This window comes from Serinicoccus profundi (genome assembly GCF_008001015.1).
Taxonomy (GTDB): domain Bacteria; phylum Actinomycetota; class Actinomycetes; order Actinomycetales; family Dermatophilaceae; genus Ornithinicoccus; species Ornithinicoccus profundi.
The window spans coordinates 2,982,159-3,003,486 of the sequence record NZ_CP042862.1 but is presented as its reverse complement, the minus strand read 5'-3'; the positions used below and the strand labels follow the sequence as shown (position 1 = coordinate 3,003,486).

Annotated in this window: 18 protein-coding genes and 2 pseudogenes; 10 read left to right on the top strand and 10 right to left on the bottom strand. The window is 67.3% G+C overall.

Annotated features, from left to right (window positions below; translation table 11 throughout):
• The first annotated feature begins 5 nt into the window (after positions 1 to 5).
• The 8 genes from FA582_RS14010 to wecB all read left to right on the top strand — a co-directional run bounded on the left by FA582_RS14010 (position 6) and on the right by wecB (position 8,100).
• A complete protein-coding gene (locus FA582_RS14010; RefSeq protein ID WP_010147516.1) occupies positions 6 to 1,253 on the top strand; it encodes a GAF domain-containing sensor histidine kinase in 1,248 nt (415 codons plus the stop codon).
• A 147-nt stretch (positions 1,254 to 1,400) separates the two neighbouring features.
• Entirely contained in the window at positions 1,401 to 1,784 is a 384-nt protein-coding gene (locus FA582_RS14005) for a COG1361 family protein (RefSeq protein ID WP_010147515.1), read from the top strand.
• Positions 1,785 to 1,837: 53 nt separating this feature from the next.
• The gene (locus FA582_RS14000; protein ID WP_010147514.1) at positions 1,838 to 2,458 is read left to right on the top strand and encodes a signal peptidase I; all 621 of its coding nucleotides are present in this window, start codon (positions 1,838 to 1,840) and stop codon (positions 2,456 to 2,458) included.
• A 91-nt stretch (positions 2,459 to 2,549) separates the two neighbouring features.
• Positions 2,550 to 3,359, top strand: coding sequence for an Ig-like domain-containing protein (locus FA582_RS13995; RefSeq protein WP_010147513.1), 810 nt, complete (start codon positions 2,550 to 2,552; stop codon positions 3,357 to 3,359).
• 107 nt (positions 3,360 to 3,466) lie between these two features.
• A complete protein-coding gene (locus FA582_RS13990) occupies positions 3,467 to 4,177 on the top strand; it encodes a response regulator transcription factor (protein WP_010147512.1) in 711 nt (236 codons plus the stop codon).
• Positions 4,178 to 4,226: 49 nt separating this feature from the next.
• Positions 4,227 to 5,705, top strand: a complete 1,479-nt coding sequence (locus FA582_RS13985; RefSeq protein WP_010147511.1) for an APC family permease — start codon at positions 4,227 to 4,229, stop codon at positions 5,703 to 5,705.
• The gene (gene wecC, locus FA582_RS13980; protein ID WP_010147510.1) at positions 5,702 to 6,949 is read left to right on the top strand and encodes a UDP-N-acetyl-D-mannosamine dehydrogenase; all 1,248 of its coding nucleotides are present in this window, start codon (positions 5,702 to 5,704) and stop codon (positions 6,947 to 6,949) included. The genes FA582_RS13985 and wecC overlap by 4 nt, the downstream gene beginning before the upstream one ends.
• The gene (gene wecB / locus FA582_RS13975) at positions 6,946 to 8,100 is read left to right on the top strand and encodes a non-hydrolyzing UDP-N-acetylglucosamine 2-epimerase (protein ID WP_010147509.1); all 1,155 of its coding nucleotides are present in this window, start codon (positions 6,946 to 6,948) and stop codon (positions 8,098 to 8,100) included. Before wecC ends, wecB begins: the two co-directional genes overlap by 4 nt.
• 41 nt (positions 8,101 to 8,141) lie before the next feature.
• On the opposite strand, the pseudogene FA582_RS13970 reads toward wecB, so the two are convergent.
• From FA582_RS13970 to FA582_RS13960, 3 genes and pseudogenes are all read right to left on the bottom strand, one after another.
• A pseudogene (locus tag FA582_RS13970) lies at positions 8,142 to 9,402 on the bottom strand (ISL3 family transposase).
• 128 nt (positions 9,403 to 9,530) lie between these two features.
• The gene (locus FA582_RS13965; protein ID WP_010147505.1) at positions 9,531 to 10,409 is read right to left on the bottom strand and encodes a lipase/acylhydrolase; all 879 of its coding nucleotides are present in this window, start codon (positions 10,407 to 10,409) and stop codon (positions 9,531 to 9,533) included.
• Between the two features lie 3 nt (positions 10,410 to 10,412).
• The gene (locus tag FA582_RS13960) at positions 10,413 to 11,831 is read right to left on the bottom strand and encodes a tyrosine-protein kinase domain-containing protein (RefSeq protein WP_033228871.1); all 1,419 of its coding nucleotides are present in this window, start codon (positions 11,829 to 11,831) and stop codon (positions 10,413 to 10,415) included.
• A 162-nt stretch (positions 11,832 to 11,993) separates the two neighbouring features.
• Here FA582_RS13960 and FA582_RS13955 point away from each other — a divergent pair.
• Positions 11,994 to 12,299, top strand: a pseudogene (locus FA582_RS13955) (phosphoadenosine phosphosulfate reductase domain-containing protein); the annotation flags it as partial.
• Positions 12,300 to 12,301: 2 nt separating this feature from the next.
• On the top strand, positions 12,302 to 13,522 hold the full coding sequence (locus FA582_RS13950) for a lipopolysaccharide biosynthesis protein (protein ID WP_010147501.1): 1,221 nt from the start codon (positions 12,302 to 12,304) through the stop codon (positions 13,520 to 13,522).
• 24 nt (positions 13,523 to 13,546) lie between these two features.
• Here FA582_RS13950 and FA582_RS13945 read toward each other — a convergent pair whose 3' ends face one another.
• The 7 genes from FA582_RS13945 to FA582_RS13915 all read right to left on the bottom strand — a co-directional run bounded on the left by FA582_RS13945 (position 13,547) and on the right by FA582_RS13915 (position 21,303).
• Positions 13,547 to 14,722 carry a hypothetical protein gene (locus FA582_RS13945; RefSeq protein WP_141567598.1) on the bottom strand — a complete coding sequence of 392 codons (1,176 nt, stop codon included), beginning with the start codon at positions 14,720 to 14,722 and terminating at the stop codon, positions 13,547 to 13,549.
• Between the two features lie 195 nt (positions 14,723 to 14,917).
• Positions 14,918 to 15,817 carry a sulfotransferase family protein gene (locus FA582_RS17755; RefSeq protein WP_158640885.1) on the bottom strand — a complete coding sequence of 300 codons (900 nt, stop codon included), beginning with the start codon at positions 15,815 to 15,817 and terminating at the stop codon, positions 14,918 to 14,920.
• A gap of 129 nt (positions 15,818 to 15,946) precedes the next feature.
• Positions 15,947 to 17,170 (bottom strand): glycosyltransferase family 4 protein, encoded by a 1,224-nt coding sequence (locus FA582_RS13935; protein WP_010147499.1) that lies wholly within the window; start codon positions 17,168 to 17,170, stop codon positions 15,947 to 15,949.
• Complete coding sequence (locus tag FA582_RS13930) at positions 17,167 to 17,790, bottom strand: acetyltransferase (RefSeq protein ID WP_010147498.1); 624 nt, start codon at positions 17,788 to 17,790, stop codon at positions 17,167 to 17,169. The genes FA582_RS13935 and FA582_RS13930 overlap by 4 nt, the downstream gene beginning before the upstream one ends.
• On the bottom strand, positions 17,787 to 18,410 hold the full coding sequence (locus tag FA582_RS13925) for a sugar transferase (RefSeq protein ID WP_010147497.1): 624 nt from the start codon (positions 18,408 to 18,410) through the stop codon (positions 17,787 to 17,789). The genes FA582_RS13930 and FA582_RS13925 overlap by 4 nt, the downstream gene beginning before the upstream one ends.
• Positions 18,407 to 19,543 carry a DegT/DnrJ/EryC1/StrS family aminotransferase gene (locus FA582_RS13920; protein WP_010147496.1) on the bottom strand — a complete coding sequence of 379 codons (1,137 nt, stop codon included), beginning with the start codon at positions 19,541 to 19,543 and terminating at the stop codon, positions 18,407 to 18,409. The genes FA582_RS13925 and FA582_RS13920 overlap by 4 nt, the downstream gene beginning before the upstream one ends.
• Positions 19,540 to 21,303 carry a polysaccharide biosynthesis protein gene (locus FA582_RS13915; RefSeq protein WP_158640884.1) on the bottom strand — a complete coding sequence of 588 codons (1,764 nt, stop codon included), beginning with the start codon at positions 21,301 to 21,303 and terminating at the stop codon, positions 19,540 to 19,542. Before FA582_RS13915 ends, FA582_RS13920 begins: the two co-directional genes overlap by 4 nt.
• Positions 21,304 to 21,328 lie beyond the last annotated feature (25 nt).

Here is a 21,328-nt window from a genome sequence, read left to right as displayed (position 1 = left end):
GGGACATGAGCCGCGAGGGGGAGGCTGCGCACGCAGAGGTCGGTGAGACCGACCGCTACGGGCTGATCGGCGGGCCGCCTAACGACGAGCTGCGGTCCCTGTCCAACCTGGCGGCGCGCATCTTCGACGCCCCCGGATCGGCTGTCACCCTCTTCACGGCTACCAGCGAGCACCGGATCGCCGCCACTGGCACCGAGCCGGAGGTGTGCGCGCTGGGGGAGTCCCTGTGCACGGCGGTGCAGATCGAGGACCCGCTGGTGGTCCCGGACGCCCAGATGGACGAGCGCCTGGCGGACCACCCGATGGTGGCGTCGCATCCGGGCATCCGGTTCTACGCGACCGCGCCCATGCGCAGCCCGGACGGCGCTCTTGTCGGCCAGTTGTGCGTCTTCGACCACCGGCCGAGGAGGACGACCGACGCCCAGCGGGACGCGCTGGGTTTCCTCGCGGCGAGGGCCACCGACATCCTGGAGCTGCGGCTGCGCAGCCGGCAGCTGACCACCTCGCTGCGTGAGCTGACCGAGGCACGGGACGCCCTGGCCCGGTCGAACGTAGAGCTGTCCCACTTCGCAGCCCAGGTCAGCCACGACCTGCGCAACCCGCTGATGGCCGTGCGGGCCAACGCCGAGCTGCTGGCCGGTGAGCCGGCCATCCAGCAGGACCCGGAGCTCTCCGGTGCGGTCGCTCGGATCGCCGACGCCGCCAAGGGGCTCAGCGGGATGATCCAGGAGGTGCTCTCGCGGGCCGAGGACGGCGGCCGCCCCAGGCCGACCCAGATCGACCTACGTGAGGTCGCCGACCGGGTGCTGCTGGACCTGAGCCCGCTCGTCCGCCAGACCTGCGCCCGGGTGCAGGTCGAGGACCTGCCGGTCGTGCCGGCGGACGGCGCGCTCCTCTACTCGGTGCTGCTCAACCTGCTGGACAACAGCCTCAAGTTCACCCGGCCGGGGGTCGCCCCCGCCGTCCGGCTGCACGCGCAGCCACGACCGGGCTGCTGGCGCATCTGCGTCACCGACAACGGCGCCGGCGTGCCCCCCGGGCAGCAGCACGGGGTGTTCCTGCCCTTCGTCCGCGGCTCCGGACACGAGGACGCGCCTCTGCAGGGCCACGGGATCGGGCTGGCGACGGTGCAGCGCATCGTCACCGCACACGGCGGCCGGGTCGGGCTCGAGCCGGCGCCCGGAGGCGGCACCTGCGCCTGGTTCGAGCTCTCCACGGACGTGCCCGCGTCGGAGCCCGGCGCCACCACCTGAGCCTTTGCTACTCGTCGGTCACAAAGGCTGTGGCGAAGATGTGGATCAGAGCGGGATCTCGCGTGGACGAGCCGTGGACGAAGGCTGCGTAGCGTCGGAGACACCAACCAGATCACCTGCAGGGGTGACCGTCACAGGAGTCTCGACATGGCCAGCAACACCACCCGCTCCAAGATCCTCGCCCCGCCCGGCGATGTCGTCAACGGCTCCCTCACCCTGACCAACACCGGGTCGCTACCGGCCGCCTTCTCGCTGACCGAGTCCTCCTCGACCAACGGCTTCTCGGCGAAGAACCTCACGCTGACGATCACCGACACCACGGCGGGGACGGTCGTCTACGACGGGACGTTCGGTGGCCTGGAGGACGGCGTCAAGCAGGCGCTGGGCGAGGTCGAGGCCGGTGACGCGCGCAGCTTCACCTTCACTGTGGCGCTCGACGAGGCCGCCGGCAACAGCGAGCAGGGCAAGACCGCCTCGGCGAGCTACGTCTGGGACGCCGTCCAGGCCGAGGGCCAGACCACCGACCAGTGACCGGCTCCGCCGACCACCACCGCCCCGACCACCGCTGACCCGAGGAGATGACCGTGCCGCAGCTCACCACCCGCACCCGCCGCCTGGCCGGTCACCTGGGCAACCTCACCATGGTGGCGGTGATCCTGGCGTGCGCGGCATACCTGCTGCCGTCCCTGCTCGGCTACGAGCGCTACGTCATCACCGGGGGTTCCATGTCGGGTGCCATCGAGCGCGGCTCGGTCGTCTTCTCCGAGCCGCGCCCGGTGCAGGACCTGGAGGTCGGGGACGTCATCACCTACCTGCCCCCGGCCGACAGCGGGGTGACCACCCTGGTCACGCACCGGATCGTGGAGATCGAGCCGGGCGAGCAGGGTGGGGCGGTCATGCGGACCAAGGGCGACGCCAACGCCGATGTCGACCCCTGGACCTTCCGTCTCCTGGCGCAGGACCAGCCGGTCGTCACGCACACGGTGCCCGCCGTGGGATACCTGCTCATCGCGCTCGCGGACCGGGAGGTGCGCATGCTGGTCATCGGGGTCCCGGCCGGCGTCATCGCGCTCCTGGCTCTCCTCGAGCTCACACGCAACCTGGCGGCACTGGGACAGCCGTCAGGTCAGGGCCGGTCCACCTCCGGACCAGGCCCCGGGGGTCCTGCCGCCTTCCGTGACGGCGACAGGGCCCCTGTCTGCTGAGGGGGCGTCGCCGGTCAAGGGACAAACGGCGACGCTCCCTCAGCCCCCCACCATCTGCACCGCACACCGACGAGACCACCAGGAGGACGGCGTGACCCACCTGCGTTCCTTCGTCCTCCTCGCGCTGGCGGCCGTGCTCTCGCTCATGGTGACGGCGGCACCCTCCTCCGCCACCTTCACCGATCGCAGCACGAGCACCGCCACCGTCGCGGCCGCCCTCGACTGGGTGTCACCCACCGTGTCGTTGGGTCCGCTGGCCTCACCGGCCCGGGGGGTCGTCACCGTGAATGTCGAGGCCTCCGACGCCGAGAGCTCGGTGGCGCAGGTCGTCGTGGAGGTCCGGGCGGCCGGCGTCGCTTCGTGGAGCCCGCTGTGCACCGACACCACCCGCCCCTACGGCTGCAGCTGGGACACCAGCCTGAGCGCCAACGGTGCGTACGAGGTGCGCGCGCGGGCCGTCGACGCCTACGACAACGTCTCCAGCTGGGTCAGTGCCCCGGTCACCGTGTCGAACGGCTCGCCGGTCGCCCTCCGGGTGCCGGGAGAGGTGCTGCGCGCCACCGTCCGGATCACGGCCGAGCGCACCGACACGGGCGCAAGGGTGGTCTCGCAGGGGGTCGAGATGCGCATGACCAGCTCTGGCGCCTGGGCCTCCCTGTGCCAGGGGACGACCGATCCGGTGGTCTGCAACTGGCAGACCCACAAGTCTCCGGACGGCAGCTACGACCTGCGGGCCTGGTCGCGGACCGGCGGCGGGCAGGTGGACTACTCCGACGTCACGCGGGTCCAGGTGGCCAACTCGAAGGGGGCGGCGAGCCGCACCTCACCCGAGCCCGCACCGGTCGAGACCTCCGACACCGACACGGGACAGGACTCGGCGACCGAGACGGAGACCCCATGAGGGTCAGGCCGCCCTGGTCGGCCCGACGGCGCAGTGCGCGGGCCGCGACACCCGGAGCGCGACCCGGTGTCATCACCATCGGGCTGGCGTTGCCTACGATGCCTGTCATGACCTCGGTGGTGGTCGTCGAGGACGACGACAAGATCGCCGCCCCGCTCGTGCGCACCCTCGAGCGGGACGGTCATGCCGTCGACCGCTTCGCCCAGGGGCAGCCAGCCGTGGACCGGGTGCTCTCCGGGCAGCCACCCGTCGACCTGGTCCTGCTCGACCTCGGGCTCCCGGACATGGACGGCATCGACGTCTGCCGTGCCCTGCGGGAGGGTGGCTACCCCGGCGGGATCATCATCCTCACCGCCCGCGACGGTGAGCTGGACCGGGTCGTGGGGCTGGACACCGGTGCCGACGACTACCTCGCCAAGCCGTTCGGCCTCGCCGAGCTGCAGGCGCGCACCCGGGCACTGTTGCGTCGAAGCTCCCTCAACCGGTCGCCAGAGCCGGACAGCGGCGCACGCGAGACCTCCGTCGAGAGCGGGCTGCACATCGACGTCGATGCCAGGCGCGTCCTGGTGCGCGGGGTCGACCTGCCGACCACGACCAAGGAGTTCGACGTGCTGGCCCTCCTGGCGGCGCGGCGTGGAGCGGTCGTGAGCCGCGAGGTGCTCATCACCGAGGTCTGGGACGAGAACTGGTTCGGCTCCACCAAGACCTTGGACAACACGGTCGGGCGGCTGCGTACGAAGCTCGAGGGAGCGGAGGCTCCCGTGCGGATCACCGCCGTCCGTGGAGTGGGATTCCGGTTGGAGCCTGCGGCGGGTTAGGGCCTGTGCGCCATGGCCGTCCCGCCTGGTGCCTCTAGACTCGGGCACCATGACTGATCAGGCGGGCGCTCCCGCGGACCGGCAAGAGCTGCGCAAGACCCTCAAACCCCAGTGGGTGTGGGCGGTGGCCCTCGGCTCGGCGATCGGCTGGGGCGCCTTCGTCCTCCCGCAGGATCTCCTGGCGCAGGCCGGCCCGCTGGGGGCGAGCCTGGGTCTGCTCATCGGAGGGGCGTTGATGTGCCTCATCGCGGTGAGCTACGGCCTGCTCATCCGGCACTTCCCGGTCAGCGGTGGGGAGTATGCCTATGCCTACACCTTCTTCGGGCGCACGCACGCCTTCATCGCCGGCTGGGCGCTGGTGCTGGGCTACGTCTCGATCATCGCGCTCAACGCCTCGGCGCTGGCTCTGCTCTTCCGCCGGCTGCTGCCGCCGGTCGTGGAGTGGGTGCCGCTGTGGGAGGTCGCCGGCTGGCAGGTCTACCTCGGCGAGGTGGTGGTCGCGTCGGCGGCGCTGGTGCTCTTCGCCTTCCTCAACGCCCGTGGGGGCACCCTCTCGGGACGGGTGCAGTATGCCTTCTGCCTGGTCATGCTGGCCGCCGTCGCGTGCATAATGATCGCGACCTGGTTGCACCCCGGCACCCCGTTGTCGAACCTCGAGCCTGGCTTCCCCGATGGCGTGTCGCCCCTGTCCGCCGTGCTCATGATCGTCGCGATCGCGCCGTGGGCCTACGTCGGCTTCGACAACGTCCCGCAGGCGGCCGAGGAGTTCGACTTCTCGCCGACCAAGGCGTTCGGGCTCATCATCCTGGCCATCGTGGCGGCCGCCGGGATCTATGTCGCCATGCTCATCGCGACCGCGGTGGCCCAGCCCTGGCCGCAGATGGTCGCCGACGCACCTGCGTGGGGCACCGCCGACGGGCTGGAGCGGCTCTTCGGTCCCCTCGGGCTGGTGCTGCTCGCCATCGCCGTCGTGATGGGTGTCTCCACCGGCCTCAACGGCTTCTACGTCTCCGCCAGCCGCCTGCTCTTCGCCATGGGTCGCGCCCGGGTGCTGCCGCCGTTCTTCGCCAAGGTCAACGACGCGGGGGCGCCGGGCCGAGCCGTGTGGTTCGCCGCCGGTCTGTGCCTCATCGCCCCGCTCTTCGGCCGGGAGGCCCTCCTGTGGGTGGTCGACATGACCTCCGTCGGCGTCACCATCGCCTACACCTACACCTGCCTCGCGGCATACAAGCTGTGGCAGTGGTCGGGCAGCGACCAGGGTGCGCCTGACACCCGCTCCAGCGGCCGGAAGGTGCTCAGTGGTCTCGGTGCCCTGACCGGCGTGCTCTTCCTGGGACTGCTCCTCCTGCCCGGCTCACCCGCCCAGCTCGGCACCCCGTCCTTCATCGCGCTCGGTGTATGGGTGGCGCTCGGCGCGATCTTCTACGTGACCCGGCTGCGCTCCAGCCATCAGATCGACGATGACGAGATGCGCCACCTCGTGCTGGGGGAGCACGCGAGCCGGCGACCGGCGGGGGATGCGCGATGAGCCCGCGCGTCGCCGTCATCGGCCTGGGCTACATCGGACTGCCCACGGCAGCAATACTGGCCCGGTCTGGCTACGAGGTGGTCGGCGTGGACGTCAGCGACCGCCACGTGGATGCGGTGAACGCCGGTCAAGTGCCCTTCGTCGAGCCCGACCTGGCAGAGCACGTCGCCGAGGCGGTGGCACAGGGCACACTGAGCGCTCAGAAGGACACCCCGTCCGCGGACGTCTACGTCATCGCGGTCCCTACCCCCTTCGCCGAGGGTCATCGGGCGGACCTGACCTACGTCGACGCGGCCACCGATGGGCTCATCCCGCAGCTGAAGGGCGGAGAGCTGGTGATCCTCGAGTCGACCTCGCCGCCTGGGGCGACACAGCACGTGGCCGACCGCATCACCGCCGCCCGCCCGGAGCTCACGACGGGTGTCGACGGAGGAAGCCTCAACGTGGATGTCGCGCACTGCCCGGAGCGGGTCCTGCCCGGACGGGTGATGATCGAGCTCGTCGACAACGACCGCATCGTCGGCGGCTTGACGCCGACGGCGGCCCGACGCGCCAAGGAGGTGTATGCGACGTTCTGCCGCGGGGAGATCTTTCTCACCGACGCGGTCACCGCGGAGATGGCCAAGCTCACGGAGAACGCCTTTCGCGATGTCAACATCGCCTTCGCCAACGAGCTGTCGATCATCGCGGAGAAGGTCGGCGTCGACGTCTTCGAGCTGATCGAGCTGGCCAACAAGCACCCCAGGGTCAACATCCTGCAGCCGGGACCAGGGGTGGGGGGACACTGCATCGCGGTCGATCCGTGGTTCATCGTGTCTGCAGCGCCTGAGGAGGCTCACCTCATTCGCGCCGCCCGCGAGGTCAACGACGCCAAGCCTGAGCATGTCGTCGACCTGGTGCTGCGCGCCATCGCTGGGGTGAAGGCCCCGACCATCGCCACCCTCGGACTGGCCTTCAAGGCCGACATCGACGACTTGAGAGAGTCCCCGGCCCTCGCCATCACGGCCGAACTCGCCCGACGCTGCCCCGAGGCGACCATCATGGCTGTCGAACCCAACGTCAAGGAACTGCCCCCAGGTCTGCAGGTCATGGAGAACGTCCGCCTTGCGTCATTGGAGGAGGCGCAGACCGTGGCCGACGCAGCCGTGCTGCTGGTCGACCACCGAGAGTTCCGCGAGCACGGCTGGGGCGGGCGGGCACCGGTCGTGGACACCCGGGGGCTCTGGCGGGACCAGCGAGGATGACCCCGGGGCCGCTGCGGGTCATGACCGTCTACGGCACCCGGCCCGAGGCGATCAAGGTGGCGCCACTGCTGCGCGGCCTGGGTGAGGACCCGAGGTTCGACCCGGTCGCCGTGGTTTCGGGTCAGCACCGGGAGATGCTCGACCAGGTCAACCAGATTTTCGGCATCGTCCCCGACGTCGACCTCGACGTCTTCGCCCACGGGCAGAGCCTGAACGGCCTCATGGCCAAGGTCTTCGAGCGTCTCGACCCGGTGCTGGCCCAAGCGTCCCCCGACGCCCTGGTGGTGCAGGGGGATACGTCCACGGTGGCGGCGGCATCCCTCGCCGCGTTCTACCGCGAGATCCCTGTCGTGCACCTCGAGGCCGGGCTGCGCAGCGGTGACCTGCGGTCCCCCTTCCCGGAGGAGGCCAACAGGCGGGTCACCTCCCAGCTGGCCACGCTGCACCTGGCCCCGACGCGGACGGCGCGGGACAACCTGCTGCGGGAGAACATCCCTGCCGGAGATGTGGTCGTGACCGGCAACACGGTCATCGACGCGCTCCTGCACACCTCACGCCAGGGCGTGCCCTTCAGCGACCCGCGGCTCGGCGCACTGGAGGAGGAGGCTCGACGGGTGCTCCTGGTGACGACCCACCGCAGGGAGAGCTGGGGGACGGCGATGGAGGGGGTGGGGCGTGCCCTGCGTGTCCTGGCCGGGCGCTACCCCGATGTCACGATGGTGCTGCCGCTGCACCGCAACCCGCTGGTGCGCCAAGCCCTGCTCCCGGCCCTGGACGGGTTGCCCAACGTCCTCGTGACCGAACCGCTGGCCTACGGCGAGTTCACCCGGCTCATGGCCGCGAGCACGGTGGTGCTGACGGACTCCGGGGGTGTCCAGGAGGAGGCGCCGTCACTGGGCAAGCCGGTGCTCGTGCTGCGCTCGAACACCGAACGCCCCGAGGCCGTCACCGCGGGGACGGTGCGGCTGATCGGCACACGGGAGCAGGACGTCGTCCGTCAGGTGTCCCGGCTTCTCGACGACCCCGGCGCCTACCGGGAGATGGCGCACGCGGTCAACCCCTACGGCGACGGCAACGCCACCACGAGGTGCGTCGCGGCGCTCGCCCAGCTGCTGGGCGTGGGGGAGCGGGAGCCCGACTTCGCGGGCTGAGACCCACCTACGAAAATGGGCTCTCCTGACTGATCCGTGGGTCATTTCCGGCCTGGGAGGGCGGGCTTGTGGCCGCCGAGGCTGAGCATGGCCAGGGCGATGAGGGCCTGGGGTGAGCGGAACCCGAAGGCGATCCGGGTGATGAGGCGGACCTTGGTGTTCACGGACTCGATGCGCCCGTTGGACAGGCCGTGCTCGATCGAGGCCAGGATGGAGCGGCGGTGTCTGAGGATCTTGCGTTGCAGCTTCACGAACGCGGGGATGCGGCACCGGCGGGCCCAGGACACCCACCGGTCCAGGGCCTCCTCGGCGTCTTTCAGGTCGAGGCGGAAGACGGTGCGTAGGCCTTCCTTGAGCAGGTAGGCCCGGTACAGGCGCGGGTCTGCCTTGGCGACCCAGGCCAGCTTGGCCTGCTGGCCCTCGGTGAGGTTCTCCGGGTTCTTCCACAGCGCGTACCGGGCGCCCTTGAGCGTCTTGGCGTGCCCGGACGCGCGAGCGGCCCGTCGCTGGGTCACCGCGCCGCGGGCGCTGTTCCAGGCGTCCCGGCGGACCTCGTCCAGGGCGTCGGTGGCCCAGGCCACGACGTGGAACGGGTCAGCACAGCGCACCGCCTGCGGGCACCGGTCGGCCACGACCGTGCTGACCCACTCGGCCCCATCAGCGCTGATGTGGGTCAGCTGGGTGCACCGGTCGGGGCCGAGCTTGTCGAAGAAGCGTGCAGGGTGGCCTTGTCCCGCCCGGGCGCGGCCCACAGAAGGACACCGGAGTCGTGGTCGACCACGACCGTGAGGTAGCGGTGGCCCTTCTTGTAGGAGATCTCATCGATCCCGATCCGTCGCAGCCCGGCGAACCGGTCGGTGGCCGACTCCACCTCCTCCCGGGTCCGGGTGATGATCGCGCCGACGGTGCGCCAGGCGATGCGCATCAGCTGGGTGACCGCGGTCTTGGAGCACTGCGTGGCCAACCACGCGACCTGGGCGTCGAAAGCGTGGGTGTGCCCGGCCCCGTGCCGGGCCCAGGGCACCGCAGCGACGGTCGGCCCGTGAGTGCGGCAGTTCATCCGTGGCGCTCGGCCTCCAGGTACACCTGGACCGTGCCCAGGTCCAGGGCCCGCCACCGGCGCCGGCCCTCGCCCTGGTCATACCCCGGGCCCGGCCGCCCGCACCGCCCGCACCGACTGCGAGCCCGTTTCCGGGGGCGCACGTGCGCGACCACGACCTCCTCGCCCTCGTCGAGCTCGACCCGCTCGAGGACCGTCTTCTCGACTCCCAGGAGCCCACGCCATAGGGTGACGTTCTGCACGCCGCTCTCCGCCTCACTTGGTGACTGACCTTCGACAAGCCAGAAACCTAAGCAGAGAGCGGCGTGCGCACGTCAACGGCGCGCCAGAACACCCACGGAAGCGTCAGAGGAGCCCGAAAATGCGAGCCCTAGTCACTGTCGCGGGTGCCTTCGTCGAAGGCGAGAGCCCACTCCTCCGCGGTGGGCTCGTCGGACGTCGCTTCGCGCAGGTCGACGAGCGACACCCGGTCGTCGTTGTCCTTCGCCCACGCCACCACGTCGTCGGCCACCCCCGGTTCGTAGAGCCCTGACGGTCCTGCGGTGACGAGCACCGGCACGTCCGGGAGTTCGTCGAGCAGTTGGTCAAGCTGCTCGGGGATGTTTTCGTCGCCGCTCGACCCGCCGAGGGTGACGAGGACCGCGTCCGGTGGTGCGGAGGCGTCGATGAAACGGTCGACGCGTCTGGTCGCCTCGCGGATCGTCGTGCCGTCGCGACTGGCGCTCCACACGTGCAGGTCAGGACCCTCACCGTCGGAGAGCTCGATCGGGTCGTTGAAGGCGTCGTCAGCGCCCTCGGCCCAGTGGCTGACGAGGGTAGGACGGCCCTCGGCCTGCCGGCCGGCCCAGAGCTGCACCCACTGCGACTCCAGGTTGCTGTAGCCGTCGCCGATGACCAGGAGGTCGGCGCCGTCACTCCAGGCCGACCTCCAGTCGGACAGGGTCGGCTCCGCCTGCTCCGTCGTCGTCTCCTCCGGGTCGGACGACTCCGGGGGCTCCTCATCCGCGGACGAGGTCGACTCGTTGTCGGACGCCTGGGTCGAGGTCTCCTCCGTTGTCTGACCGTTCTCGGAATCTGACGTTGCGGTGGGTGTGGTGCTTGTGCCCTCGGTCGGTGTGGGACTGCTGAGGACCTGCGCTGTCGGTTCGGGCATCTGGCGGACGTTCCAGATGGCGTAGCCGGACGCGCCGACCGCCCCCAGCGCCAGCACGATGAGGAGCGTGTTGCCCTGCCGACTCGAGAGCTCCACGGATCAGCTGCTCTGCTTGCTCTTGCGACGGGCTCGGCGCGACTTCGCGCGCTTCCCCTGGGCCTCGAGGGCGGCGTCCGACTGGTAGCTCTCGTAGGCGTAGGAGTAGGCGTCCGGGCCCTTGACGGGTAGGCGGTTCAGCACGAGCCCCAGCAACTCGGCGTCGACCTTCTGCAGGTTTCCCAGCGCCCGGTCGAGCTGGTCACGACGGACGAGCTTGGTCCCCACGACGACGATGACACCGTCGGCCTGGGTCGACAGGATGGCGGCGTCGGTGACGGCCAGCAGCGGCGGGCTGTCGATGATGATGTAGTCGAAGCGTCCCTCGAGAGTGTCGATGAGGCGGCTCATGGCGGCAGAGCCCAACAGCTCGCTGGGGTTCGGTGGGATGGGCCCGCAGCCCAGGACCCACAGGCTCTCGCCCCAAGGCTGCAGCACGTCGTCGAGGTCGGCGCGTCCGACCAGGACGTCCGTCATGCCGGCTGCGTTCTCCAGACCGAGGTACTCCAGCAGCCGCGGCCGACGGAGGTCGCCCTCGATGAGGCACACGGTCGCCCCGGACTGTGCCAGGGTGAGGGCGAGGTTGGCCGTCGTCGTGGACTTGCCCTCACCGGGGATGGTGGACGTGAAGACCAACGTCTTCGGCTGGTTGTCGGCATCGATGTAGCGCAGATTGGTCCGCAATGTGCGGAAGGCCTCGGCTCGGGGGCTGTGCGGGTCGATCTGGACGACGAGGGGGTGCTCGGGGGCGTCCTTGTCGTAGGCGATGGCGCCCACGATGGGTCCTTCAGTCACCCGCTGCACGTCTGCCTCACCCTTCACGCGGGCATCGAGAAGATCGCGCAGGACTGCTGATCCAAGACCCAAGAGCAGGCCTAGTACTGCGCCCAGAATCAGGTTGCGCACCACGTCTGGGGAGTCGGCCACGGCTGGAACGGCGGCGGGTTGGACTACTGTCGCCTTCACGGGGCTGTCGCCGGATGAGTCGGCACGCTCGAGATCTTGCACGGTCTGAGAAAACTGTTCGGCGATGGCGTTGGCGAGCGCCGCCGCGTCTTGCGGGTTCTGATCGGTGACACTCAGGTTGATGAGAACGGTGCCCGCGGGAACCTGCGCCGTGGTGCGACCCGACAGCCCGGCCGAGCCATTGAGGTCGAACTCATCAGCGACAGGGTCCAGGACGATCGGGGTGGTCACGATGTCGGCGTATGTCGCGACCTGTCGCTGGGCGAAATTGGATCCCTGGGCGAGGTCTGTAGCAGTGTCACCACTGGAGGTGGACACGAAGACCTGCGCCTGCGCGCGGTACTGCGGCGTCGTCAGTGCGGTGATGAGCGCCGTGACGAGCAAGACAGCGAGCGACACCGCGACGATGAGTCGCCACTGACGTCGGACGAGGTGTAGGTAATCAGTGAGTTCCACGCATACTCCGGTGCTCTCGGGGGCGGGTCGGGACGGAGAACCCACCGGGCAACAATAGGGACTTGCCCAGCAGCAATCTACCTAGCCGCTCGCGATGCGAGGTTGCGACACGAAGTCCGATATCGTGACACGCTGCAGCATCCGTAGGGGAAAGGCGCAGGAGTGACAGTCGACGGCAGCTACCGACTCTCCCAGCTCGATGAGCTGGAGGCCGAGTCGATCCACATCTTCCGTGAGGTCGCGGCGGAGTTCGAGAAGCCGGTGCTGATGTTCTCCGGTGGCAAGGACTCGATCGTCATGCTGCGGCTGGCGGAGAAGGCGTTCTACCCGGCCAAGGTGCCCTTCCCCGTGCTGCAGGTCGACACCGGCTACGACTTCCCCGAGGTGCTGGACACCCGCGACCGCTGGGTGGAGCGGCTGGGGGTGCGGCTGCATGTCGCCTCGGTCGAGCAGGCGATCAAGGACGGCTGATGCGCTTCTTCGGCCGCTTCCTTCGGTCGCGGACGGTGGTTCTCGTCGCAGGCAAGTTTTCGCTGACGATTGCCCAGGGAGCCGTCCTCATCGTCCTCGGGCGCAGCCTGGGCGCCGGCGCTGTCGGAACATACACTTTGGCGTTGGCCATCGTCTCCCCCTTCTTTCTGTTCGGTCACCTGCGGCTGCAAGACAAGTTGGCGAGCGACCCCGAGGCCGAGACCAGGTGGCCCGAGTACCGGAATGCCATGGCACTCGGAGGGCTAGCGGCCTTCATCCTGAGCGTTCTCATCGCGGCGATCTACCCCACGCCTGGGCTGTTCAGCGTCGCCGTTCCCTTAGCCCTAGCGCGGCTTTCAGAGTCTTACGCCTTCATGGTGCACGGCTACTGGCAAGGGCTAGGGCGGATGCGGATGGTTGCCGGGGCGAATGTTAGTCGCTCTGCAGGACTAGTGGTCGGCACCGTGGTGGGCTTGTTGGGAACAGGCCAGCTCTCTGGCGCAGTCTGGGGTGCGGCTCTCGTATCTCTCGCCATCACTCCTATGCTCGAGGGTCGTGAACGAATCCGACAGGATCGCCGCGGAAATCTTCGACAAGTGTGGCGGATAGTTCGCAACCTTGCCCCCCTGGGAGGTGTGGCTGTCTTGCTGTCCATGAATCAGACGGTCGTACGCTTGGTGATCGAACGCTCAGTCGGAGTCGCGGAGCTCGGGATTTTCGCTGCTACGGCCTACCTCGTGCGGATCGGATCGATACTGGCCCAGGCGATTGGCCAGGCACGTTCACCCGAGATTCGGCAGGCCACCATGACTGGTGACCGCCGCAGCGTCGCCCGCCACGGCCTCCATAGCGCCCTTATCGCCGCGTTGGTCGGCTGCGCTGCTGCCGTAGGCATGATTGCGATGGGACCGTGGCTGATGTTGGTGGCGTTCGGTGAGGACTTTGTGCCTGCGCGAGTCTTGATCGCTGCCATCTTTGCGGCCGGGATACCGCTATTCGTCTCGACGTCACTCACGGTATCGACGGTGGCTGCAGGTCGCCGCGGTGCGTACCTGGGGGCAGTTATGGCGAGCCTGGTCGTCACCACTGTGGCGGTCCTGTCCCTCGCCCCTCGCTACGGAAGCGCCGGGGCTGCGCTGGGGTGGGCGACCGGAGAGCTTACCGGCGCACTACTCCTCGTCTTGTTGGCCGCGAAAATCGCACACAAACCTCCGAACTGACGGGAAGTTGGAGGCGGAGCGGTCTCAGTGCTTCGCCCTATTCGGTAAGTAGCTCGACCTCCTACGCCTACCCCCAAGCTCGGTCGTGACCGACTTGGTTGATTCGGGCCAGACGTAGCTCGCCGCCTTGGGTCCGGCTAGACCCGCGAACGCGAGGGGAAGTAGCAGCATAAGCGGTTGAGTTCGAATTCGGATCAAGAGGCCATAGTTGTAAGCAGCGGTGATGGAAACCACCACGTACAGCGCCATGGCAGGCACGAAGAGCACCCAGAGGCCTGGCGAAGGGTGGTGTCGAAGCCATCTGATGGCGCAGAAAAGAACAATCCAACAGAACACTGCATCCAGGGCAAGGACCAGCAGGGGGCCGGTCCATTCCCATGGTAGAGGACCCAGCAATGCGCGACCGAAGTTAAGCGGGTCGACCGGGAGGGTACTGGACGAGGCGATGCTGGTCGTGCCGCGAGCGACGGCCACCCTCGATGACTGCAGATCGGATGATGGTAGTTGTGCCCAGACGTAGCTCAGGACAGGAGTGATGAGCACCGCTGAGACGGCAAGAACGAAAAAGCGGCGATCGAGCGTGTCGCGCCTAGCAAAAATCAGTGCCATCACAATGGCGATGCCCAAAGTGACGACCGATTCTTGGCGGGTGCCGGCCAGGCCTAAGAAAGCTATGGCAGCCCATGCGCCCCAACGTAGTTTCAAGGCACAGCGCAGGGCAGCCATTCCGGCGAGAGCAGTGAAAAGGAAGATGAAGGGCTCTCTGATGAGGTCTTTGGTCCACAAGAGCAAGCCGGGCACGAACATGCCACTCCACAGGGCGAGGCGGACGGCTGCGGTCCCTCCACCCAGCATCTTGGTGCTATGCGCTAGGACGAGAGCGGTACTTGCCACCGCTGCAGCGTTCAAGATGATCATGGGGTAGGGGGTTGTGCCGAATGCACCATACATGGCAGCAAGCGCGACGATGTAGCCTTGCCTGTCCTCGAGTTCGGCGGGCCGACTCGAAGCTCCTTCACGCCAGAATGAGAGAGTGCTTCTGGCCGTGTCGTCGTACAACTGAGCATCGTTGCCTAGCCCGATGGCGTGGATGGCCAGAACGCCGATCAGACTGTTGAAAGAGAAGCTGGCCAACACCGGCACCAGCGCTGCGCCCATCGACCGACGCGCAGCCGCCGCCAACGCGAACACTACAGTCATGGCGACGACCAATGTGGGGAGTAGGTGATCCATCAGGCGACAGCTCTCCAAGGGCCGTACTGCGAGGAAGTTCTCGCCCCGTGTCGGTTCGCTCCCGCCCTAGACCTCAACGGCCCCAGGGTCATGGCTGAGTTGACGCACCCGGATGGCCCTCCTGGTGTTTGGGCGCTCAGCCAGGTCTCTCTATCCTCCATCTTATGAGCCCTGTCGCCAGGGCTCTTTGCTATACCCCAGATCTTGGGCTGCAGATGCCACGATGTCCCAGGTGTCGTCGATCCAATCTTGTTGCCATGCGCCCCACCCGCCAGTGGAAAGACTGAACCCGCGCGTACCTGCCACGCGCCCCGCTTCGCGACCTAAGTCGTGGTTATGGAGGTGGTAGTTGAGAACCGACTCGTTCCACGGCAGGTGAAAATGCGACGTGATACTGCCTAGAGTGTTCCGGGGATCGCTGCAGAGGTCTTCATACCTGATTGATAGCGCGGTAGTGTTTTCTGATTCGCCGAGGGCTGTCAAGCCTCGTGTTGTGCGGTGCCAGTATCTTGCCGCGGTCAACACGAGATCTTTGCCCATGGTTGATGAGCCGAGAGCAGGATGCTTGAACGACCCGGCTCGGGTGAAGGAATGAATTTGGTCCAGCGGATGGCGATGCATGATGACGAATCGGGCCTCGGGGAAAAGAGCCAGGATCCTTAGAGGCTCTTCTGCATATCGCGGGGATTTATCTACCCAGCCAAGTCTGGACTCCCGACCGGAGGCGTAAGTATCGAGGGGCACTCGCGCAGTATGGGCGAGTAGTTCACGGACATGTTCGGTGTCGTACCCGAGGTCGCGATAGCCGGCCATGCTGGCCTCGTCTTCCATAACTGCCGCTATAAGGGACACGAAATCGGACTCGGGCGGCACGGCGATGTCTGGGTGGGAGTCGAGGCAGTACCTCAGCAGGGTCGTCCCAGACCGGTATGGGGACAAGATAAAGCGGGCCTGGGTACCGGCGGGAGCCTCTGCGGAATGAATAACTTGGACCCTCGTCCTCCCCTTGACGATCTCTCCATAAGCCCGTCGTGCCGACTCCTTCACTCGCTGCAAGCGCATGTCAGCAAGTGTACGGGCACGGAGGAGCCATTGATTCTGCCTCTCGTCGACCCCCCGCCGCCTGGTGAAGAGAACCGTCATGCCGTGAAACGGCGGTCGACCCAAGGGGCAGGATGCTGCCGGAGCTCGTCAAGAGGTGCATCCTTGATGTGGATGGCCATCAGCCCGTCGAGAGGCAACGGGAGGGGCATGCGCGACAAGGGTCCTCAGGTACTCGGTCCACTGTCTCCAGACCAGCGGACGAGAAAAGTCGCGTTCGACACGTTCGCGAGCTTGTATACCCAGCTGATCACGCAGACGTTCATTGCTGACCAGGAGGTGCGCAGCCGCAACGAAAGCAGGTACATCGCCCTGGGTGACCAGCAGTCCCGTCTCGCCGTCCATGACGGCATCGACGGTGCCGGTGGCGCGGTAGGCGACGGTGGGGATCTGCATAGCAGCAGCCTCAATCACCACGGTGGGTAGTCCTTCCCGCCTGGTCGGGAGGACGAGGACGTCCGCGGCCTTGTAGGGCACACGCATGTCGTCTTGATGTCCGGCGAAGACGACCCGAGGGTTCGCGAGAAGTGCTGCCATGTCCGCCTGGTCCCTGGCGCTGTGGGGTTCGGGTTCGCCGACGACCAGCAGCCACCCACGACCGGTTTCCGGTTCATCGCTGTTGCCCAGGGCAGTGGCCAACGCGACCAAGGTGGACAACCCCTTGTCCCCCGTCAGTCGACCCACGAAGGCCAGGACGCGACCTTCGGGCCGCAGCCCCAGCTCATCGCGAGCGGATGCTCTGTCAGCCGAGGACGGCGGCTGGAAGTGCTCGAGGTCCACGCCGTTGGGCGACCCGCTCCCTAGAACAGTCACGCGTCCGTCCGGTGCGCCTGCTGTGCGGAGTCCCTGAGCCACGCTGGGGCTGACCGCCACGACGTGATGAGCGAGGCACGACAGAAGCAGCTCGAGACGGGTCAACCCCGTCCGGCGCAGTCCGGACGCCCCCTCGAACCTCAGCCCGTGACAGAGGTAGATGCGGTGAGGCACGCGCAGAACGCTGCCGCAGGCGAGAGCCAGCAGGCTCATCTTGGGCGTTCCCGCCACCATGATCTGGGGCCGGACCCGCCGCAGTGCCGCGGCCACCTGGAGGAAAGCACGGGCGTCGCTGCGCAGCGAGGGAGTGCGCGTCACCTCTACCTCGTGCAGCGTCGCCCCCTCCTCCGCACACCGCCGGGACAGTCGGCCGGAAGGGTCGGATCCGCACAGGACGTGCACGTCGAACCCGGCCTCTCGTGCTGCCCTGAGCTGGCCCTCGAGGAAGATGAGGGCTGAGATGGGGGCGGTGACCGCGTACATCAGGCGCGGTGTGGTCATCGCGCAGGCACCCCTTTGACCACCATGGTCGCGGCGACGGCCCGGGTCACGACGGCGCCGGCCCCGACCACGGCCTCGGCGCCGACGTCCAGACCCTGCAGAACGGTGGCGTTGGCACCTACGAGGGCTCCGTGACCGACATACACCGTTCCGGAGAGGCAAGCGGCCGGATTTACTCGAGCGAAATCCCCAAGGACGCAATCGTGGCCGATGGTGGCGTTCTGATCAATGTGAACGTGGTTGCCGACCTGGATGTTGGTGCTAAGGGTGGCGCCCGCAGCCACCACGCAACCGTCGCCCAGGGTAACGCGGGGGCCGAGATGAGCGCGCGGGTGCACCAGCGTGGCGAAGCGTGTGTCGCTTGGGAGTCGTTGCGTGATGGACCGTCGGATGGACGGATCACCCACTGCGACTACGACCTCCTCCACCCGAGTATCCAGTTCGTGTATGGGTCCGAGGATGTCCGCCCCTAGGTCGCCGCAAAGCTGGCGGTGGTGAGCGGGTCGGTCGTCCCGGATCGCGACTACACCCCACCGTGACTCCGTGTCGTTGAGCAGCGAGGCGAGGCACCACGCCTCCCGGCCGAACCCACCGGCCCCCACGATGGTCAGATCCCTCATACGAAGTGGGATTCCGGTGCCGCCTCGGCGGACCCGAGGAACTCTGGCATGGTGGCGCTGTCAGGGGCTGAAATGCCCTTACGTCCTAGAACCGCCGTAATGGTTGCTGCCATGATGCGTAGATCCATGATGGCCGTGTGGGAGTCCACGTACTGCACGTCGAACCTGAACTTCTCTTCCCAAGAGAGGCTGTTGCGGCCTTTGACCTGCGCAAGGCCGGTCAGGCCGGGACGGGCCTCATGGCGCCTGGCTTGCTCGGGCGAGTACCTCGACAGGTAGGCGGTGAGCAGGGGGCGTGGGCCGACCAGACTCATGTCCCCGCGAATGACGTTCCACAAGGTTGGCAACTCGTCAAGGCTGGTGCTACGGAGAACCCGTCCGAGGGAGGTCAGCCGCGCGGCGTCGTCGGAAGACCCCGCCGCTTCCTCGCTCAGCATGGTCCGGAACTTGAGGATGGTGAAGGTTCTGCCGTGCAGGCCCGGACGCTCTTGTCGGAATAGGACCGGCTTGCCCATCGTGCCCCGGATTGCACCGGCGACCACGACCTGAACGGGTGCCGTGACCACGGCCACCGGGATGGCGACGGCCAGATCGAGTATGCGCTTGCCGCGGTAGCTCATGCAGCCCGCCCGAGAATCAACCGGAGATGATCGATCACCCGATCCACCTCGCTATCGCCCAGGCCCGAGCCGCTCGGTAAAGTCAGCCCCGTCTCGAAGAGGCCGTCGCACGTGCCGGATCCGTAGAACTGTGCACCGGAGAAGACAGGTTGCCTGTGCATTGGCTTCCACAGGTGACGAGCTTCGATCGCGGCGTCATTGAAAGACTTGATGAGACGGTCGACGTCAGTATGGGCGTCTTCGCTCACCACCGTGGTCAACCAGTAGTTGTCGTGCCCTGCTGCGCGGTTTCCTTCCTCGCCCAGGAACCTCAGTGGTGCATCTTCCAAGGCTGTGACATAGCGCCGCCTGATGTCCCGTCGACGGGACATCATGGTGTCGAGTCGGGTGAGCTGAGCACGCCCCAGAGCTGCCAGGATGTTGGACATCCGGTAGTTGTAGCCGATCTCGGTGTGCTCGTACCACGGGACGGGCTCTCGAGCTTGGGTAGACAGCTTCCGGGCGTGATCGATGAGAGCCCCATCATTACTGAGCAGCATGCCACCGCCCGAGGTCGTCATGATCTTGTTGCCGTTGAACGACAAGGCTGCTGTTCGCCCGAACGCACCAGCGCCCCTGCCTTTGTACGTGGCACCCAGGGCCTCCGCGGCATCCTCAACAAGCGGCACCTCGCGCTCCGCCAGCGCGGGCTCGATACGCCCGTAGTCACAGGCTCTCCCGAAGAGGTCCACGGTCATGACGGCAGCGACATGCCTACCTCTGGCGCGCTGGTCATCGACCGCTTCTACGAGTAGATCAGGGTCGACGTTGCCATCCTCCATGAGGCTGTCCACGAAGACGGGCTCCGCCCCGGTGTAAGCCACGGCGTTAGCTGAGGCGGCGAACGTCATGCTCGGGAGCACGACGACCGTGCCAGGACGGGCCCCTAGATGCACGAGCGCCAGATGCAGAGCGGCAGTGCCAGAGGACAGCGCCAGCGCGTGGCGCACGCCGACTCGGTCCGCGACCTCTCGCTCAAAGGTGTCGACGTCGGGTCCCAGAGGGGCGATCCACCCTGATCGGAGGGCGGCAAGGACGTACCGCTCCTCGACCTCGGTGACATCGGCCTTCGAGAGGTAGATGCGTTCCGTCACTCCGAGCGCTCCAGCGCGCGGGTTTCGGGCGAGAGTTCCGTATGCGCGGCGAGCCAAGCGGCAGTCTGCTCGGCGGTGCCGAAGTGACGCTGTCGGACCTGCTCCGGCTCCATCCGCGGGACATTGACGGCTGTGATCAGCGGGTGCTCGGTCGGCCGGAAGCGCTCACCCTCGGTGAAGAGCACCTCGCTGAGCTTTTCGCCTGGACGCAAGCCGGTGTAGCGGATTTCGATGTCCTTTCCAGAGGTGCGGATGAGGTCACGGGCAACGTCGACGATCTTGACGGGCGTGCCCATGTCCAGGACGAGCACGTCACCATCACGGCCGATTGCACCGGCCTGCAGGACGAGCTGTGAAGCCTCAGGGATGAGCATGAAGTATCGCTCGACGTCCCTGTGCGTGACTGTCACCGGGCCACCCTGACGGATCTGCTCGGTGAAGGCCGGGATGACCGAGCCGCGCGAGCCGAGGACGTTGCCGAAGCGCACTGAGACGTAGCGACCCGGCTGCCGCAAGGCGAACTCGGCGGTCAGGCGCTCGGCCATGCGCTTGCTTGTGCCCAGTACCGACGTGGGGCTGGCGGCCTTGTCGGTCGAGATGTTGACGAAGGTGCCGACGCCGTTCTCCGCGGCAGCGGTGAGGACGTTGAGGGTGCCTAGGACGTTGGTCTGCCAGGCTTCCTTGGGGTAGCGCTCCAACAAACTCAGGTGCTTCAGGGCTGCGGCGTGGAACACCACGTCTGGCTTGCACGTGGCGAACTGTGTCTGCAGATTGTCCCCATCCCGGATGTCGGCGAGGAGGAGATCCTCTCCCTCGAGCAAGCCTCGGCCGGTGATGGAGAGCTGGACCGCGTGCAGGGCGGACTCGTCACGGTCGAGCATGATGAGACGGGCAGGATCGAAGCGTGCAATCTGGCGACACAATTCGGAGCCGATGGATCCGCCGGCGCCCGTGACGAGGACGATCTTGCCGGTGAGGTGCTCGGAGATCGTCTCCTGATCGAGCTCGACGGCCCGGCGTCCGAGCAGGTCCTCGAGGTTGATGTCGCGCAGGTCGGTCGCCTGTGGGTCCGTCTGGCGGAGCCAGTCCTCGATCGGGGGGAGTACCTGCACTTTGAGGTCCAGGTCTCGCGCCTGCCTTTGGACGTCGCGCAGCAGCTCGGGCGTGGCGTGCGGCACCGCCACCGCGAGGTAGGTCGCCCCGGTCCTCTCGACCGTTGTCGCCAGCTTGGCGAAAGTCCCCACGACCGGGACGCCCTCGATCTTGAGCCGACGCTTGTTGCGGTCGTCGTCGAGCAGGGCGACCGGCGTGAACTGCGAGCGGTCGTCGTGCAGCATGTTGTGGACGAGCCGTCGGCCGGCCAGCCCAGCACCGAAGACGATGACCTTCTCGCCGTGCGGATTGCGGCTCACCAGTCTCGAGCGGTAGGTCCGGACGAAGAAGCGCGCCGCGAGCATCAGGACAAGTGCGAGGGCCGGAGAGAGGAGAGCACTCGACCGCGGGATGAAGACGGCCGGCGTGAGCCAGGCGATGGCCATGAGCGCCAGAGCGGTGATCAGGGCCGTCCGGGTGAGCGCGGCGATCTCGTCAAAACTTCCACGCATGTGACGGACCAGGTAAGGGCCCGTCAGCAACCCGACGGTAGCGTGAATACCCGCCACGATCGCCATTCCGATCCACAGATTCGATTCTGTGAAGATGGTCAAGGAAAATTCAAGACGTGCCCAGATGGCGATTGTTAGGGCGATGGCCCAGGACAAGGCATCGATAGTGACCCAGAAGCCA

Excerpts from the sequence above, each read along its gene's own strand:
- FA582_RS14010 (WP_010147516.1), top strand. The coding sequence starts at position 6 with ATGAGCCGCGAGGGGGAGGCTGCGCACGCAGAGGTCGGTGAGACCGAC.
- FA582_RS14005 (WP_010147515.1), top strand. The coding sequence starts at position 1,401 with ATGGCCAGCAACACCACCCGCTCCAAGATCCTCGCCCCGCCCGGCGAT.
- FA582_RS13990 (WP_010147512.1), top strand. The coding sequence starts at position 3,467 with ATGACCTCGGTGGTGGTCGTCGAGGACGACGACAAGATCGCCGCCCCG.
- FA582_RS13985 (WP_010147511.1), top strand. The coding sequence starts at position 4,227 with ATGACTGATCAGGCGGGCGCTCCCGCGGACCGGCAAGAGCTGCGCAAG.
- wecC (WP_010147510.1), top strand. The coding sequence starts at position 5,702 with ATGAGCCCGCGCGTCGCCGTCATCGGCCTGGGCTACATCGGACTGCCC.
- wecB (WP_010147509.1), top strand. The coding sequence starts at position 6,946 with ATGACCCCGGGGCCGCTGCGGGTCATGACCGTCTACGGCACCCGGCCC.
- FA582_RS13950 (WP_010147501.1), top strand. The coding sequence starts at position 12,302 with ATGCGCTTCTTCGGCCGCTTCCTTCGGTCGCGGACGGTGGTTCTCGTC.
- FA582_RS13945 (WP_141567598.1), bottom strand. The coding sequence starts at position 14,722 with ATGACTGTAGTGTTCGCGTTGGCGGCGGCTGCGCGTCGGTCGATGGGC.
- FA582_RS17755 (WP_158640885.1), bottom strand. The coding sequence starts at position 15,817 with ATGCGCTTGCAGCGAGTGAAGGAGTCGGCACGACGGGCTTATGGAGAG.
- FA582_RS13935 (WP_010147499.1), bottom strand. The coding sequence starts at position 17,170 with ATGACCACACCGCGCCTGATGTACGCGGTCACCGCCCCCATCTCAGCC.
- FA582_RS13930 (WP_010147498.1), bottom strand. The coding sequence starts at position 17,790 with ATGAGGGATCTGACCATCGTGGGGGCCGGTGGGTTCGGCCGGGAGGCG.
- FA582_RS13925 (WP_010147497.1), bottom strand. The coding sequence starts at position 18,410 with ATGAGCTACCGCGGCAAGCGCATACTCGATCTGGCCGTCGCCATCCCG.